This window comes from Streptomyces rhizosphaerihabitans, assembly GCF_025399795.1.
Taxonomy (GTDB): Bacteria; Actinomycetota; Actinomycetes; order Streptomycetales; family Streptomycetaceae; genus Streptomyces; species Streptomyces rhizosphaerihabitans.
In genome coordinates this window covers 40,050-55,566 of sequence record NZ_JAODTZ010000056.1, presented here as the reverse complement: position 1 = coordinate 55,566, position 15,517 = coordinate 40,050, and the positions used below count along the sequence as shown (strand labels likewise).

Below are 15,517 nucleotides of genomic sequence, written 5' to 3'. Positions count from 1 at the left end.
GTCGCCCGTACTCCGTCGAGGCGATCCCTCAGGAATGCGCGGTCAACTCGTGAAGGCTTCGATCAGTGTCCAGAGCGCCAGCGCGATCATGCAGAGGCCGCCGATGCGCTGCACGGTTTTCAGGGGGACCCGTTTGGCGATGAAGCGGCCCGCAAGCAGGGCGAGGGCGGACACGGACATCAAAGCCGCGGCGGAGCCGATGGCTGTGGGGAGCCAGCCGTTGGTGGCCGCGAGGTTGGCGGTGGTGATCTGTGTCAGGTCGCCCCACTCGCTGATGAAGATGGCCATGAAGGCGGTGGTGTAGACGGGCCAGAAACCGGTGATGGTCTTGGCTCCGCCCTCCTCGTCCTCGTCGTCGCCGTTCTCGCGCAGGAGAACGAAAGCCCCGAAGGCGAACAGGGCGGCCGAGACCAGTTTGACGACCATGGTGGGGAGCAGACTGAGCAGGCTTCCGGCGCCGACCGCGATGGCGACGTGAACGATGAACGCCGTGGAGGTACCGAACCACACGTACAAGGGGCGCATACGGGTGCCCATGGCCAGCGAGGCGAACATCGTCTTGTCGGGCAGTTCGGCGAGAAAGATGAGGCCGAAGGCGGTGAGGATCGCCAGGGGGTCGAGGGTCATCCTGGTGCTTTCTGCTGAGGCCGCGCCGCAGCTGGTACGACACCCGAACGGGCGACGGGGAATCATCTCGGCCCGGCACGACGGACCAACGCGCACGAGCGTGCGGGCCGGGGTCATGCGTGGCCGAAGGTCTCGTCCGCCGCGGCGGTGTCAGCGCCATCACCTGGCACGCCATACGTAAATGATGACTGCTAGGTTTGATATTGCCCCAAATGTTCCATTTCCCCCGGGAGGTCCCGTGGCTACGTCTCCGACCGACCTGACTGCCCTGACCGGCCACTACACCCTTGATGCCACGCACAGCCGGATCGGATTCGTGGCCCGGCACGCGATGGTGACGAAGGTGCGTGGCGCGTTCAACGAGTTCGACGGCAGCGCATACTTCGACGGCACGGATCCCGCCAAGTCGACCGGGAAAGTGACCATCAAGGCCACCAGCGTGGACACCCGCAATGCCCAGCGTGATGAGCACCTGCGCAGCAACGACTTCCTCAACATGGACGAATACCCGGAGATCACCTTCGTCTCCACTTCCGTCCAGCGCAGCGACGACACCAGCTTCGAAGTCACCGGCGACCTCACCGTCAAGGGCGTCACCAATCCGGTGACCATCCCGTTCACCTACGAGGGCACCGCCACCGACCCGTTCGGCAACCTGCGTGTGGGGCTCGAAGGTTCGGTCACCATCAACCGCAAGGACTACGGCGTGGTCTGGAACGCCGCGCTCGAGACCGGCGGCGTCCTGGTCAGCGAGAAGATCGTGCTCGAGTTCGAGATCTCCGCGATCAAGGACTCCTGAACCGCCGCACGCCCAGAGCCGATACGTCCTCATCCTGGCGGCGAGCCGACTCCTTACGCCTCTGTCATTGCCGACTGACGGTTGCGCCGAACCCGTGCCGCAGCGACATCCGCGAACCCCCGCAGGTCGAGATCGCTCATGGCGACCACGCCACATAGCCGCCCCGCCCGGATCCGCGCCGGGAGACTCCACGACACCAGGCTCACGGACCCATACGCCGCAGGACACCAATGAACCCCTCCCGGCCAAGGAAGGGGCTCGAAGGTCACACCGCCGTACACAAACATTGGACTGCCCCTCAACGCACTCCACCTCGGAGACGATCTGCGAGGCGCCTCCAGGGCCCGGCAGCGGAGTCCGGGACGAGGCGGGCGGCGCAGGAGGGGAGGACGCGAAGCACCCACCGCGCCCGGCGCAGCCGTCACCTCGTCCCCGCTCGCCCCCGCCAGCGCCTCAAACCACCCGATCGAGTGCCTCGCTCACCTCAGTGGGCGTGACCGCTCGGCGCCGACGCGGCGTTCTTGACCGTCAGCGGCAGCAACTTCTTGCCCGTCGGGCCGATCTGGATGCTCGTGTCCATCTGCGGGCACACGCCGCAGTCGAAGCACGGAGTCCAGCGGCAGTCCTCGACCTCGGTTTCGTCGAGGGAGTCCTGCCAGTCCTCCCAGAGCCAGTCCTTGTCGAGGCCCGAGTCGAGGTGGTCCCAGGGCAGGACCTCCTCGTAGGTGCGCTCGCGGGTGGTGTACCAGTCGACATCCACGCCGAAGTCGGGGAGGGTCTTTTCGGCGCAGCTCATCCAGCGGTCGTACGAGAAGTGCTCGCGCCAGCCGTCGAAGCGGCCGCCGTCCTCGTAGACGGCGCGGATGACGGAGCCGATGCGCCGGTCGCCGCGGGAGAGCAGGCCCTCGACGATGCCCGGCTTGCCGTCGTGGTAGCGGAAGCCGATCGAGCGGCCGTACTTCTTGTCGCCGCGGATCTTGTCGCGGAGTTTCGTGAGGCGGGCGTCCGTGTCCTCGGCGGAGAGCTGCGGCGCCCACTGGAACGGGGTGTGGGGCTTGGGGACGAAGCCGCCGATGGACACCGTGCAGCGGATGTCGTTCTGGCCGGAGACCTTGCGGCCCTCGGCGATCACGTTCATCGCCATGTCGGCGATCTGCATGACGTCCTCGTCCGTCTCCGTCGGCAGGCCGCACATGAAGTACAGCTTCACCTGGCGCCAGCCGTTGCCGTAGGCGGTGGAGACGGTCCGGATGAGGTCCTCTTCCGAGACCATCTTGTTGATGACCTTGCGCATGCGCTCGGAGCCGCCCTCGGGGGCGAAGGTCAGGCCCGAGCGCCGGCCGTTGCGGGTCAGTTCGTTGGCGAGGTCGACGTTGAAGGCGTCCACGCGGGTGGAGGGGAGGGAGAGGCCGATCTTGTCCTCCTCGTACCGGTCCGCCAGGCCCTTGGCGATGTCGCCGATCTCCGAGTGGTCGGCGGAGGACAGGGAGAGCAGGCCGACCTCCTCGAAGCCCGTCGCCTTCAGGCCCTTCTCCACCATCTCGCCGATGCCCGTGATGGAACGCTCGCGCACCGGGCGGGTGATCATGCCCGCCTGGCAGAAGCGGCAGCCGCGCGTACAGCCGCGGAAGATCTCCACCGACATCCGCTCGTGGACGGTCTCCGCGAGGGGCACCAGGGGCTGCTTCGGGTACGGCCACTCGTCGAGGTCCATGACCGTGTGCTTGGACACGCGCCACGGGACGCCCGACTTGTTCGGGACCACGCGGGCGATCCGGCCGTCGGGGAGGTACTCGACGTCGTAGAAGGCCGGGATGTAGACGTTGCCCGTCTTCGCCAGGCGGAAGAGGACCTCTTCGCGGCCTCCGGGGCGGCCTTCCGCCTTCCAGGCGCGGATGGTGTCCGTCATGTCGAGCACGGCCTGCTCGCCGTCGCCGATGATCGCCGCGTCGATGAAGTCGGCGATCGGCTCGGGGTTGAAGGCCGCGTGACCGCCGGCCAGCACGATCGGGTCGTCGAGCGTGCGGTCCTTGGACTCCAGCGGGATGCCGGCCAGGTCGAGGGCGGTCAGCATGTTCGTGTAGCCCAGCTCCGTGGAGAAGGACAGGCCGAACACGTCGAAGGCCTTCACCGGGCGGTGGCTGTCCACCGTGAACTGGGGAACCCGGTGCTCGCGCATCAGCTCCTCCAGGTCCGGCCAGACGCTGTACGTGCGCTCGGCGAGGACGCCCTCGCGCTCGTTCAGCACCTCGTAGAGGATCATGACGCCCTGGTTGGGCAGACCGACCTCGTAGGCGTCGGGGTACATCAGTGCCCAGCGGACGTCACAGGCGTCCCAGGGCTTGACCGTGGAGTTGAGCTCTCCGCCGACGTACTGGATCGGCTTCTGCACATGCGGGAGCAGAGCTTCGAGCTGTGGGAAGACCGACACGGCGGTTTCGGCAGGCATCTCGCGAACCTTCGTGAGCTGATGGGGGGTGACCATCTAGCGTAACGCGACCGGAGGGACCCGCCGCACCGCCGGACGCACACCGGGCCCCCGGCCGCCTCCCGGGCCGCGGTAGCGCTGCCGCCATGTGTCAGACCGCCGCCTGTGCCTCGATCGCCTCCCAGGCCCCCGGGAGAGCCGCCTCGGCCGCCGCCGCGCGCTGTTCCTCGCGGCCGTAGAGCACTCCGTAGGTGAACGAGCTCTCCCCCGCCGCGTGCGCCAGGGCCGACAGTTCCCGCAGGGCCTCGCGGGTCATCACGCTGTCCTGGTGGTCGCCGAGCAGGGTCTGCAGGGACTTCATCGACTTGACCAGACCGGTGGCCGGTCCGCCCAGGCCCGGGGCGGCGGCCTCGGCGGCGTAACGGGTGCGCTTGGCCTTCTTGCGGGCGTCGTGCATCACGTGGTCGCGGTCGGCGCCCGGCGGCCGGTCGAGGGCCTGGACGACGAGGTCGGAGACCTTGCCGAAGTCCTTGCGAACGGCCTCCGCGATCACCTTCGCGGGGTCACCTGCGGCCGCCTTGAGCAGCGGCGGGTCGGTCACGAGCGCGTCGAGCGCGGTCAGCAGCGCCATGTAGCGCCTACCGTCCAGGACGGCGATCAGGCGGCGCCGGGAGCCGCCGTGACGGGCGTGCGCCCAGGTGCGCAGCCGGGTGCGGACGGGTCCGGAGAGCAGCGTGCGGGGCAGCTGGCCGAGGGCCTCGGTGAGCCGCTCGGTGAGGACTTCCTGATCACGGTCGACGCCGAGCTCGCCGGCCAGCCATTTCAGCTCGTCGCCGATCGGGTCGGTGACGGCACGGTCGAGGATCTTCCCGTACGAGCGGAAGGTGCTGCGCATCCGGCGGGTGGCGACGCGCATGCTGTGCACGGAGTCGTGGAGGTCGCGGCGGACGGCCGGGTCGAGTTCGACCATGGCGTCGTACTGGGCGCGGAGGTAGGCGAGGACGTGGTCGCCCGCGGTGACCGGCTCCTTCTCGGGGGCGGGCTTCCTGGCGCGCTTCCCGGTCTCGCCCAGGGCCTTCGCCAGTTTGGAGGACGAGGCGGAGCGGCTCAGTCCGGCTTTGCGGAGCTTCTTCTCGACCTTGTCGAGGAAGGCGGGGTCGCCGTCGTCCGCGAGTTCCACCTCGATCTCGGTCCACGCGGCGGTGCCCTTGCCCCCGCTGAGCCGCTCCGCGCGGACCCGGTCGAGGCTGACCTCGGCGAGCAGGGCGCCGGAGTCGTCGACGAGGTGGCGGATGTCCCGGGCGGACCGCAGGCGTACGAGGGGGACGAGCTCGGCGTCGCGCACCCGGGAGCGGACGAGGCCCGACAGTGCGCGGGGCACGGTGTCGGACAGGGGGGCTTGGATCTCGTCGCGTACGCCCTCGGAGACGGGGAGTTTGAGGTGCCAGCCGGCGTCGTCGCCACCGGTGCGGCGGCGCAGGGTGAGAGAGGCGGCGGCGAGGCGCTGGTCGGGTGTGTCGTAGTAGGTCGCGTCGAGTTCGGCGACGCCCTTGTCGACGACGCCCGCGACTCCGGGGACACCGCTCAGGTCCGGCAGATCGGTGCCGCCCTCGGCCGCGGGACCTTCGTACTTACGCTCGATCTCGCGCTTCGTGTCCGCCATGACCCGAATCTAGACGCGTTTGCGAGCGGTGGGCAGTACCCAATCGGCCCCGGCTTGGCCAGGGACCGTCTTTTCCCGTTGGGCCGGGTGTCACCTCGTGTTCTCCGAGGCGGCACCCGGTCTTAGGTGTCCTCGGCGGGCTAGGCCGACATCGGGCGTTGCACTCTGATCGATTGCAGGAGCCCGATCGCGACCCAGACCGCGAACATGGAGGATCCTCCATAGGACACGAACGGGAGGGGCAGACCGGCGACCGGCATGATCCCCAGGGTCATGCCGATGTTCTCGAAGGCCTGGAAGGCGAACCAGGCGATGATCCCGGCGGCCACGATCGTGCCGTACAGCTCGGTCGTCTCGCGGGCGATGCGGCAGGCGCGCCACAGGACCACGCCGAGGAGCAGCAGGATCAGGCCCGCGCCGACGAAGCCCAGTTCCTCGCCGGCGACCGTGAAGACGAAGTCCGTCTGCTGCTCGGGCACGAACTGGCCGGTCGTCTGCGAGCCGTGGCCGAGGCCGGTGCCGAAGAGGCCGCCGGAACCGATGGCGATACGGGCCTGGTTGGTGTTGTAGCCGACGCCGGCCGGGTCGAGGTCGGGGTTGGCGAAGGCCGCGAAGCGGTTGATCTGGTACTCGTCGAGGACGTGCAGCCGCCAGGCGGCGACCGCGCCGAGGGCACCCGCGCCGATGAGGCCGAAGACCCAGCGGTTGGAGGCGCCGGAGGAGAGCAGCACACCGAGCACGATGACGACCGCGACCATGATCGTGCCGAGGTCGGGCATGAGCAGCACGATCATCATCGGGACGGCGGCGAGGCCCAGCGCCTGCAGCACGGTGCGGTGGTCGGGGTACTGCTTGTCGCCCGCGTCCACCCGCGTGGCCAGCAGCATCGCCATGCCCAGGATGATCGTGATCTTGATGAACTCGGCGGGTTGGAGCGACAGGCCGCCCGCGACGAGCCAGTTGCGCTGGCCGTTGATCGTCGCGCCGAGCGGGGTCAGTACCAGCAGGATCATGAAGACCGAGAGCCCGTACAGGATCGGCACGGCCGTGCGCAGAGTGCGGTGGCCGAGCCAGATCGTGCCGATCATCAGGCCGAAGCCGATGCCGGCGTTCATCAGATGGCGGATGAGGAAGTAGTACGGGTCGCCCTGGTTGATCTCGGTGCGGTTGCGGGTCGCCGAGTAGACGAGGGCCGCGCCGATCAGCGAGAGCGCGACGGCCGACAGCAGTATCGGCCAGTCGAGCCGGCGGGCGAGCGAGTCGCGGGCGAACAGTCGTGTCCAGCCCGCGCGCTCGGGTCCGTATCCGGAGACGGAGAAGTTGTTGGCTCCGGTCATGTCAGGATCCTCAGCACCTTGGTCGCCGCCCTCGTCATGTCAGGATCCTCTTCCCCCGCCTCTTGGGCGGGCGGGCCTTGTGCCTTCGGGTGACGCGGTTGACGGCCGTGGGCGAGGCGGTGGTACCGGCGGGCAGGTTCGGGTCGGTGGTGCCGTCCTTGGGGGCCTGGCTGGCCTGCTGGTCCTTGGCCGGGTCCTTGGAGATGGCCGGGGCGTCGATCGAGCCGTCGGTCTGGATCTTCGGCAGGCTCCTCTGCGGGGTCGGCAGCAGGGCCTTCTTCTTGTCGATGGCGCCGTCGGCGGAGACGCCGTAGAGCGCGTTGTAGATCTTGCGCACGGCCTCACCGGACGCTCCCGAACCCGTACCGGCCTGGGAGATCGTCATGATGATCGTGTAGTCCTTGGAGTACGTGGCGAGCCAGGACGTCGTCTGCTTGCCATAGACCTCGGCGGTACCGGTCTTGGCGTGCAGCGGGATCTTGTCCTGCGGCCAGCCGCCGAACTTCCAGGCGGCGGTACCACGGGTGACGACACCCGCGAAGGCCTCGTTCATGCCCTTGAGCGTCGCCTTGCTGACCGGCAGCTTGCCGTTGACCTTCGGCTTGATCTCCTGGACGGTCCTGCCGTCGGCGCTGACGATCGCCTTGCCGATGGTCGGGGCGTACAGGGTGCCGCCGTTGGAGACCGCGGAGTAGATGGCGGCTTCCTGGACCGGGGTGACGAGGGTGTCACCCTGTCCGATGGAGTAGTTGATCGAGTCGCCCTCGCGCATCCTGTTGCCTTCGAGGCAGTTCTCGTACGCGATCCGCTCGACGTAGCTGCCGTTCTTCTTGCCGCTCTTGCACCAGGCGTCCTTGTTGGCCTTCCAGTAGCTGGACTTCCAGTGGCGGTCCGGGACGCGGCCGGTGACCTCGTTGGGGAGGTCGATGCCGGTCTCCTTGCCGAGTCCGAACTGGTGGGCGGCCTTGTAGAAGAAGTCCTTGGGGGTCTTCTTCGGGTTGATCCCGCCGTCCTTCTTCCACTCGTTGTCGGCGAGTCCGTAGAAGACGGTGTCGCAGGAGACCTCCAGCGCGCGGCCGAGCGAGATGGGGCCGAAGCTCTCGCCCTCGAAGTTCTTGAAGACCTGGCTGCCGACGGAGTACGAACTCGTGCACGGGTAGTGGCCGTCGAAGGCGTAGCCGGCCTCGACCGCGGCGGCGGTGGAGACCACCTTGAACGTCGAGCCGGGCGCCGACTGGCCCTGGGTGGCCCGGTTCAGCAGCGGGTAGTTGGACTTCTTGCCGGTGAGCGCTGTGTAGTCCTTGCCGGAGATGCCGCCGACCCAGGCGTTCGGGTCGTACGTCGGCTGGGACGCCATGGCCACGACGCGGCCGGTCTTGGCCTCCATCACCACGACGGCACCGGAGTCTGCCTTGTAGTTCTCGCCGGTGATCTTGTCGAACTGGGTCCGGGCGACCTTCATCGCGTAGTCCAGCTCGTACTCGGCGACGCGCTGGACGCGGGCGTCGATGCTGGTGACGAGGTTGGCGCCGGGTTCGGCCTTGTCGCTCTTGGCCTTGCCGATGACGCGGCCGAGGTTGTCGACCTCGTAGCGGGTGACACCGGCCTTGCCGCGCAGCGCCTTGTCGTACTGGCGCTCCAGGCCGGAGCGGCCGACCTGGTCGGAGCGGAGGTAGGGCGAGTCGGTGTCCTTGGCCTTGGTGATCTCGTCGTCGGTGACGGGCGAGAGGTAGCCGAGCACCTGGGCGGTGTTGGCCTTGCCGGGGGCCGCGTAACGGCGTACCGCCTCCGGCTCGGCGGTGATGCCGGGGAAGTCCTCGGAGCGCTCCCGGATCTGCAGGGCCTGGCGCGGGGTGGCCTTGTCGGTGATGGGGATCGGCTGGTAGGGCGAGCCGTTCCAGCAGGGCTGCGGCGTCTTGGCGTCGCAGAGGCGGACCTTCTGGATGACGTCCTCGGCCTTGAGGCCCAGCACTCCGGCGAGCTTGGTGAGGACGGCTTTCCCGTCGTCCTGCATCTTCAGCAGGTCGGTGCGCGAGGCGGAGACCACGAGCCGGGTCTCGTTGTCGGCGATCGGAACGCCCCGGGCGTCCAGGATCGAGCCCCGTACGGCGGGCTGGACGACCTGCTGGACGTGGTTGCCGGAGGCTTCCTTGGCGTATTCGTCGCCGTTGCGGATCTGGAGGAACCAGAGGCGTCCGCCGAGGGTGCCGAGGAGGGAGAGTACGAGAATCTGGATGACGACGAGCCGGATCTGGACCCGTGGGGTCCGGCCGGTCTCGGGAATATTGGTCATGGGCGCAGCCCATCCGCTGGAAGGGTGGTGGTGGGCGACGGGTGGGCGTTGGTCACTGCTGCTGCCTCCCCCTCTCAGTGTGTGTACGAGTCATACGAGTACACGGCGAACCTGTGCGCGCCGACACCGCGGTCGGTCAAGTCCGGCGGCCCGTGCGGCGCTTGAGGTGTCCGCCGGACCGCGCTCGTCGCTGTCGTCACAGCCGCTTGACTCCCTTGATGCGTCCGGCGCGGGCGACCCGCGCCTTGGCCGCCTTCACGCGCAGTCCGCCGCGCTGGCTGCCGATGCGCAGGCCGGTGCCGCCGGAGGACAGCCAGCCCGACGCGACGTCGGCCGTCTTGGACGCCGCGCCACCTTCGGAGAGCGGATCGTTCTCGGCTCGCCGGGCCAGCGCCATCAGCACCGGGACGACGAAGGGCGCGAGCAGCAGGTCGTAGACGGCGGCGGTGAGAAGCAGGCTGTTGAGCCCGACGTGGCGGGCGGCGGTGTCGCCGACGAGAGCGCCGACACTCGCGTACAGCAGGGTGGAGCCGATCGCGGCGGCGACGACCACGGCCATCGGTCCGGTGGCCGACTTGAGCCGGCCGTTCTCCGGCTTGGCCAGGCCGGCGAGGTAGCCGATGACGCAGAGCACGAGGGCGTAGCGCCCGGCGGCGTGGTCGGCGGGCGGGGCGAGGTCGGAGAGCAGACCCGCGCCGAAGCCGATGAGCGCGCCGCCGACATGGCCGTAGACCATGGCCAGGGCGAGCACGGTCAGCAGCACCAGGTCCGGGACGGCGCCCGGGAGATGAAGTCGGGCAAGAACGCTCACCTGGATCACCAGGGCGACGACCACCAGGGTGACGGAGAGCAGCATCCGGTTGAAACGCATGGGATTCGGCTCCTCCTGCTACTGCTGCTGGCCGAGGGCGGGGGCGCTCGCCGAGGGGGTGACCGTCACGGTCACGGTCGGCGTGGGCGTCGGTCTGGGTTTCGGTGGCAGGACGGTGTCGCGCGGGTCGCTCTTGGGTGCCGCGACGACGACGCCGACGATGTCGAGCTTGGTGAACGAGACGAACGGCGTCACGTAGATCGTGCGGGTCAGGTCGCCGCCGGACGGGTCGACCCGGGAGACGACACCGACGGGGACGCCGGGCACGAACGGCTTGTCGGCCTGCGAGCCGAAGGTGATCAGCCGGTCGCCCTTCCTGATCTTCGCCTTGGCGTTGAGGAGTTCGACGCGCAGCGGGCGGTCGCCCTGGCCGGAGGCGAAGCCGAGTTCGTCGGTCGACTCCATGCGGGTGCCGACGGTGAAGTCGGGGTCGTTGGCGAGCAGGACGGTCGCGGTGTCGGGGCCGACGGTGGTGACCCGGCCGACCAGTCCGTCGCCGTTCAGGACGGTCATGTCGCGCTGGATGCCGTCGTTGGCGCCGACGTCGATGGTGACGGTCCAGGAGAAGCCCTGGGCCGCCCCTATGGCGATCACTTCGGCGCCCTTGATGCCGTACTGGCCCTCACCCGCCACCTTGATCATCTTGTCGAGCTGCTTGAGGCGGCTGCGGTTGCGGTCGTCGCTGCCGAGCTTCGCCTTCAACGCCGCGTTGTCGTGCTCCAGTTGGGCGATGCGGCTGTGCCGGTCGCCCGAGTCGCGGACCGCGGAGATCGCGTTGCCGACGGGGTCGACCGCGGACGACACCCCGTTCTCGATCGGGCCGAAGACCGTCGCGGCGGCCTGGCGGGCACCGTCGACCGGTGAGTCCTGCCCGCCGCGGATGTCCACCGTGATCAGTGCGAACGCGATGGCGATCAGCAGCACCAGGAGCAGCCGGCTCTCTCGTGTGTCCCTCACGTGCGGCGGCCGTGCCTTCCTCGTCGTATTGGGTCAACAGGGGCGCACCCTGGGCGAAAAGGATGCCCACGGTGCGATGAGGCTGAGGTGGTGGGGGTGTGACGGGGTGGCTGTTATGGGGGAGGTTATGACTCTATGTCGCAGGAGTTTATGCCTCCATACCAACGATCCGCCGCACGAGAAGGGGTGATCTCGTACGGCGGAATCGAAGTGTTACTTCATCTGCGCGGCTGGGCGTCCAGAACCTGCTGGAGCGCCTCGAACTCCTCGACACACTTGCCGGAGCCGAGCGCCACGCTGTCCAGCGGGTCCTCCGCGATGTGGATCGGCATGCCGGTCTCGCGGCGCAGTCGCTCGTCCAGACCGCGCAGCAGGGCTCCGCCGCCGGTGAGAACGATCCCGCGGTCCATCACGTCACCGGAGAGCTCGGGCGGGCACTTGTCGAGCGTCGTCTTCACGGCGTCGATGATCGCGTTGACCGGCTCCTCGATCGCCTTGCGGACCTCCGCCGCGGAGATGACGACCGTCTTGGGCAGTCCGGACACCAGGTCCCGGCCGCGGATTTCGGTGTGCTCGTCAGTGTCGAGGTCGTACGCCGAACCGATCGTGATCTTGATCTGCTCGGCCGTCCGCTCTCCGAGAAGGAGGCTGTACTCCTTCTTGATGTGCTGGATGATCGCGTTGTCCAGCTCGTCGCCCGCGACGCGGATGGACTGGGCGGTGACGATGCCGCCGAGCGAGATGACCGCGACCTCCGTGGTACCGCCGCCGATGTCCACCACCATGTTGCCCGTGGCCTCGTGGACCGGCAGGCCGGCGCCGATGGCCGCGGCCATGGGCTCCTCGATGATGTGCACCTGGCGGGCGCCCGCCTGGGACGACGCCTCGATGACGGCACGGCGCTCGACTCCCGTGATGCCCGAGGGCACACAGACGACGACGCGGGGGCGGGCGAGGTAGCGCCGCTTGTGGATCTTCAGGATGAAGTAGCGGAGCATGCGCTCGGTGATCTCGAAGTCGGCGATGACGCCGTCCCTCAGCGGGCGCACGGCAACGATGTTGCCCGGCGTCCGCCCGATCATCTTCTTCGCTTCCGCGCCCACCGCGAGGATCCCGCCGGTGTTGGTGTTGATCGCGACGACGGACGGCTCGTTGAGTACGATCCCTCGACCCCTGACGTACACCAGCGTGTTGGCGGTCCCGAGGTCGACAGCCATGTCACGGCCGATGAACGACATTGAGTTCCCCATCAGGATTCGTCTGGCCTTCCCAAGTGGAGCTTTGACGGCTTTTTAGGACGGCGAGGTTGGTGCAGCGACGTGAATGCTTCCATCGTAGACGCGCATACACGAACGCGGCGCGAGGGTCTTCGCCATTGTCAGCAGATGGCGGGCCGACTTGCTTGTGGAGACGAGCCATCGGGGTCACGCGTTCCCTCGATCAGCACGCATATGCCACGGGACGGCCGGATTTTTCACGGCCGTCCCAGGTCAGACTGTCGGAGCGGCGCTGACGCCGTCTCAGAAAATTTCTTTTGCGTGTACTGCCCGCCGTGTTCCGGAGATCGTCCGGGCGGCCTCGCCGAGACCGCCCGTGACCTCGGACGCGACCGTCCGTACGCCACTCGGTGACCGTCCGTGCGCGCGGGCGCACGTGAGGCCGGCGTCCGTACGCTCAGGCGCGGCCGGGGAAGAAGATCTTCACCTCGCGCTCGGCGGACTCCTCGGAGTCGGAGGCGTGGATCAGGTTCTCGCGGACGATCACGCCGTAGTCACCGCGGATGGAACCGGGGGCGGCGGCGATCGGGTCGGTCGGGCCGGCCAGGGCGCGCACGCCCTCGATGACCCGCTCGCCCTCGACGATCAGGGCCACGACCGGGCCGGAGGCCATGAACTCCACGAGCGGCTCGTAGAAAGGCTTGCCCTTGTGCTCGCCGTAGTGCTGCTCCAGCGTGTCCTGGTCCAGGGTCCGCAGCTCCAGCGCGGTGATCTGCCAGCCGGCCTTGCGCTCGATACGGCTGATGATCTCGCCGGTCAGGCCTCGACGGACGGCGTCGGGCTTGAGAAGGACGAGGGTGCGCTGGCTCACGGGATGGCTCCTTCTGGTCACACTTGTGCGGATGACCGAGGCTACAGGGCGTGTCCGGGTGGCTGTCACACAGCGTCAGGTGGTACCGGCACACGCTCCTGTCCGCCGGCACCGCGCGCCGGGGCGCCTCACGGAGTCGGCGCAAGCCCCCGACACCGAACCCGAATCTGACGCCGAAGGCGACAGCAGCGGCGGCAGCGGCGTCAGGCCGGCACAGGTGCCTCGCCCGCCTGAGCCGGACCGTCGCCCGCCCGCGCACGTCTACGCCGGGTTACCGCCCGGCGCGGCCTGCGCCGGGGCCTGCGGCTGCGGCTGCGCGGCGAACCGGGCCTTGGCCTCGTCGATCTTCCGGCCGTAGTGGACCGAGGCCCACCACAGGGCGGCGAAGGCCGCGCCCAGGACGAACATCGACGGAACGACGAAGCCCCCGGCGATCAGCAGGATCTGCAGCGCCCAGCCGAGCTGGACACCGCCGGGCCGCGTGATCATGCCGCACAGCAGCACGCTCAGCGCCATCAGGACCCCGCAGACCGTCCAGACCGTGGCCGTGGACAGATCGGGTTCCTTCATGGCGACGAGCCCGGCGAAGCCGATGACGAAGAACTCGCCGATCAGCGTGGAAGCACAGAGCGTACGCACGGGAGTCAGCCCTTCCCCAGAAGCAGTCGGACCTCGCCGACCGTGATGACGGATCCGGTGACCAGCACGCCCCCGCCCGCGAACTCGCCCTCTTCCTCGGCGAGCGTGATCGCGGCCTCCAGGGCGTCGTCGAGCCGCGGTTCGACCTGTACCCGGTCGTCGCCGAAGACCTCGACGGCGATCCCGGCCAGTTCGTCCGCGTCCATCGCGCGATGGCTGGAGTTCTGGGTGACGACGACCTCGGCGAAGATCGGCTCGAAGGCTTCGAGCAACCCCCGGACGTTCTTGTCGCCGCTCGCGCCGACGACCCCGATCAGTCGGCTGAAGTCGAACACCTCGCTCACCGCCTCGGCGGTCGCGCGGGCGCCCGCGGGGTTGTGCGCGGCGTCGAGCACGACGGTGGGCGAGCGCCGCACGATCTCCAGGCGGCCCGGCGAGGTGACCGCCGCGAACGCCTTGCGCACGGTGTCGATGTCGAGCCGCTGGGTGTGTGCCGAGCCGACACCGAAGAACGCCTCGACCGCGGCGAGCGCCACGGCGGCGTTGTGCGCCTGGTAGGCGCCGTGCAGCGGCAGGAAGACCTCTTCGTACTCCCCGCCGAGGCCGCGCAGGGTGAGCAGCTGCCCGCCGACGGCGATCTGCCGTGCCACGACACCGAATTCGAGCCCCTCGCGGGCCACCGTCGCGTTGACCTCGACGGCCTTCTTCAGCAGAACCTGGGCCGCGTCGACCGGCTGCTGGGCGAGGATGACGGTGGCGTCCTGCTTGACGATGCCCGCCTTCTCGGTGGCGATCTCGCCGGGTGTCTCACCGAGCCGGTCGGTGTGGTCGAGATCGATGGGGGTCACGACGGCGACGTCCCCGTCGATCACGTTGGTGGCGTCCCAGCTGCCGCCCATGCCGACCTCGATGACGGCGACGTCCACGGGCGCGTCGGCGAAGGCGGCGTACGCCATGCCGGTGAGCACCTCGAAGAAGGACAGCCGGTACTCCTGCTGCCCGTCGACCATCTCGACGTAGGGCTTGATGTCGTTGTACGTCTCGATGAACCGCTCGGCGGAGACCGGCGCCCCGTCCAGGCTGATCCGCTCGGTGACCGACTGCACATGGGGGCTGGTGTAGCGCCCGGTCCGCAGGTCGAAGGCGCCGAGCAGCGCCTCGATCATGCGGGCGGTGGAGGTCTTGCCGTTCGTGCCGGTGATGTGGATCGAGGGGTACGCGCGCTGCGGCTCCCCCAGGACGTCCATCAGCGCCGCGATCCTGCTGACGGACGGCTCCAGCTTGGTCTCGCCCCAGCGGGTGGCGAGTTCGGCCTCCACCTCGCGCAGTGCCTTGTCGACCTCGGGGTCGGAAGGACGCCCGGGTACGTCTGCCTGCGGGCCGCCGCCGCCCTGGGTGCGCAGGGTGCGGCTGCCGGCCTCGATCAACGCGAGGTCCGGGGTTGGGGTCTCCCCTGGTCGAGCGGAGTCGAGATCTTGGGGAAGGTCGGTCTCGGCCTCGACGATCTCCTCGAAGAGACCGAGCGGATCACGCTCCGAGTCGTCGGACGCGCTGCTGTCGTGCGGGGGGAGGTCGCTCACGGGGCCAGTCTACGGAGACGGCGGGGTGTGGGGGCGTGTGGGGCCGTGTGGGGTTTTTCGCCCCCTCCGCCCCTTCCCGTCCCGTTCCCGGGGGCGCTGCCCCCGGACCCCAGCTCCTCAATCGCCGGAGGGGCTGAATCCCTCTCGTCCGGCACTGGAAAGTCTTGGCCCGTCCGGCGATTGAGGACGACGCCGTCAGGCCGAAGCGGGGGTCTGGGGGCGCAGCCCCCAGGGA

General features: G+C 68.9%; 12 protein-coding genes. 1 reads left to right on the top strand and 11 read right to left on the bottom strand.

Going from position 1 to position 15,517, the window contains the following annotated elements; genetic code table 11:
* Window positions 1-42: 42 nt before the first annotated feature.
* Window positions 43-627, bottom strand: a complete 585-nt coding sequence (locus N4G66_RS37550) for a TMEM165/GDT1 family protein (protein WP_261708783.1) — start codon at window positions 625-627, stop codon at window positions 43-45.
* 238 nt (window positions 628-865) lie between these two features.
* Between N4G66_RS37550 and N4G66_RS37545 the strand changes: the two genes are divergently transcribed.
* Window positions 866-1,426 (top strand): YceI family protein, encoded by a 561-nt coding sequence (locus N4G66_RS37545; protein WP_261708782.1) that lies wholly within the window; start codon window positions 866-868, stop codon window positions 1,424-1,426.
* A gap of 484 nt (window positions 1,427-1,910) precedes the next feature.
* On the opposite strand, the gene N4G66_RS37540 is transcribed toward N4G66_RS37545, so the two are convergent.
* The 10 genes from N4G66_RS37540 to folC all read right to left on the bottom strand — a co-directional run bounded on the left by N4G66_RS37540 (window position 1,911) and on the right by folC (window position 15,282).
* On the bottom strand, window positions 1,911-3,875 hold the full coding sequence (locus N4G66_RS37540) for a TIGR03960 family B12-binding radical SAM protein (RefSeq protein WP_261708781.1): 1,965 nt from the start codon (window positions 3,873-3,875) through the stop codon (window positions 1,911-1,913).
* 130 nt (window positions 3,876-4,005) lie between these two features.
* Entirely contained in the window at window positions 4,006-5,517 is a 1,512-nt protein-coding gene (locus N4G66_RS37535; RefSeq protein WP_261708780.1) for a CYTH and CHAD domain-containing protein, read from the bottom strand.
* 140 nt (window positions 5,518-5,657) lie between these two features.
* Window positions 5,658-6,854, bottom strand: coding sequence for a rod shape-determining protein RodA (rodA, locus tag N4G66_RS37530; protein ID WP_261708779.1), 1,197 nt, complete (start codon window positions 6,852-6,854; stop codon window positions 5,658-5,660).
* A gap of 34 nt (window positions 6,855-6,888) precedes the next feature.
* Window positions 6,889-9,147 (bottom strand): penicillin-binding protein 2, encoded by a 2,259-nt coding sequence (gene mrdA, locus N4G66_RS37525; RefSeq protein ID WP_261708778.1) that lies wholly within the window; start codon window positions 9,145-9,147, stop codon window positions 6,889-6,891.
* Between the two features lie 196 nt (window positions 9,148-9,343).
* Window positions 9,344-10,018, bottom strand: a complete 675-nt coding sequence (mreD, locus tag N4G66_RS37520; RefSeq protein WP_261708777.1) for a rod shape-determining protein MreD — start codon at window positions 10,016-10,018, stop codon at window positions 9,344-9,346.
* Window positions 10,019-10,036: 18 nt separating this feature from the next.
* Window positions 10,037-10,975 (bottom strand): rod shape-determining protein MreC, encoded by a 939-nt coding sequence (mreC, locus tag N4G66_RS37515; RefSeq protein ID WP_261708776.1) that lies wholly within the window; start codon window positions 10,973-10,975, stop codon window positions 10,037-10,039.
* Window positions 10,976-11,193: 218 nt separating this feature from the next.
* Complete coding sequence (locus N4G66_RS37510) at window positions 11,194-12,213, bottom strand: rod shape-determining protein (protein WP_261708775.1); 1,020 nt, start codon at window positions 12,211-12,213, stop codon at window positions 11,194-11,196.
* Between the two features lie 436 nt (window positions 12,214-12,649).
* Complete coding sequence (ndk, locus tag N4G66_RS37505) at window positions 12,650-13,063, bottom strand: nucleoside-diphosphate kinase (protein ID WP_057615965.1); 414 nt, start codon at window positions 13,061-13,063, stop codon at window positions 12,650-12,652.
* A 261-nt stretch (window positions 13,064-13,324) separates the two neighbouring features.
* Window positions 13,325-13,702 (bottom strand): DUF4233 domain-containing protein, encoded by a 378-nt coding sequence (locus N4G66_RS37500; protein ID WP_261708774.1) that lies wholly within the window; start codon window positions 13,700-13,702, stop codon window positions 13,325-13,327.
* 5 nt (window positions 13,703-13,707) lie between these two features.
* A complete protein-coding gene (gene folC, locus N4G66_RS37495; RefSeq protein WP_261708773.1) occupies window positions 13,708-15,282 on the bottom strand; it encodes a bifunctional tetrahydrofolate synthase/dihydrofolate synthase in 1,575 nt (524 codons plus the stop codon).
* Window positions 15,283-15,517: the final 235 nt, after the last annotated feature.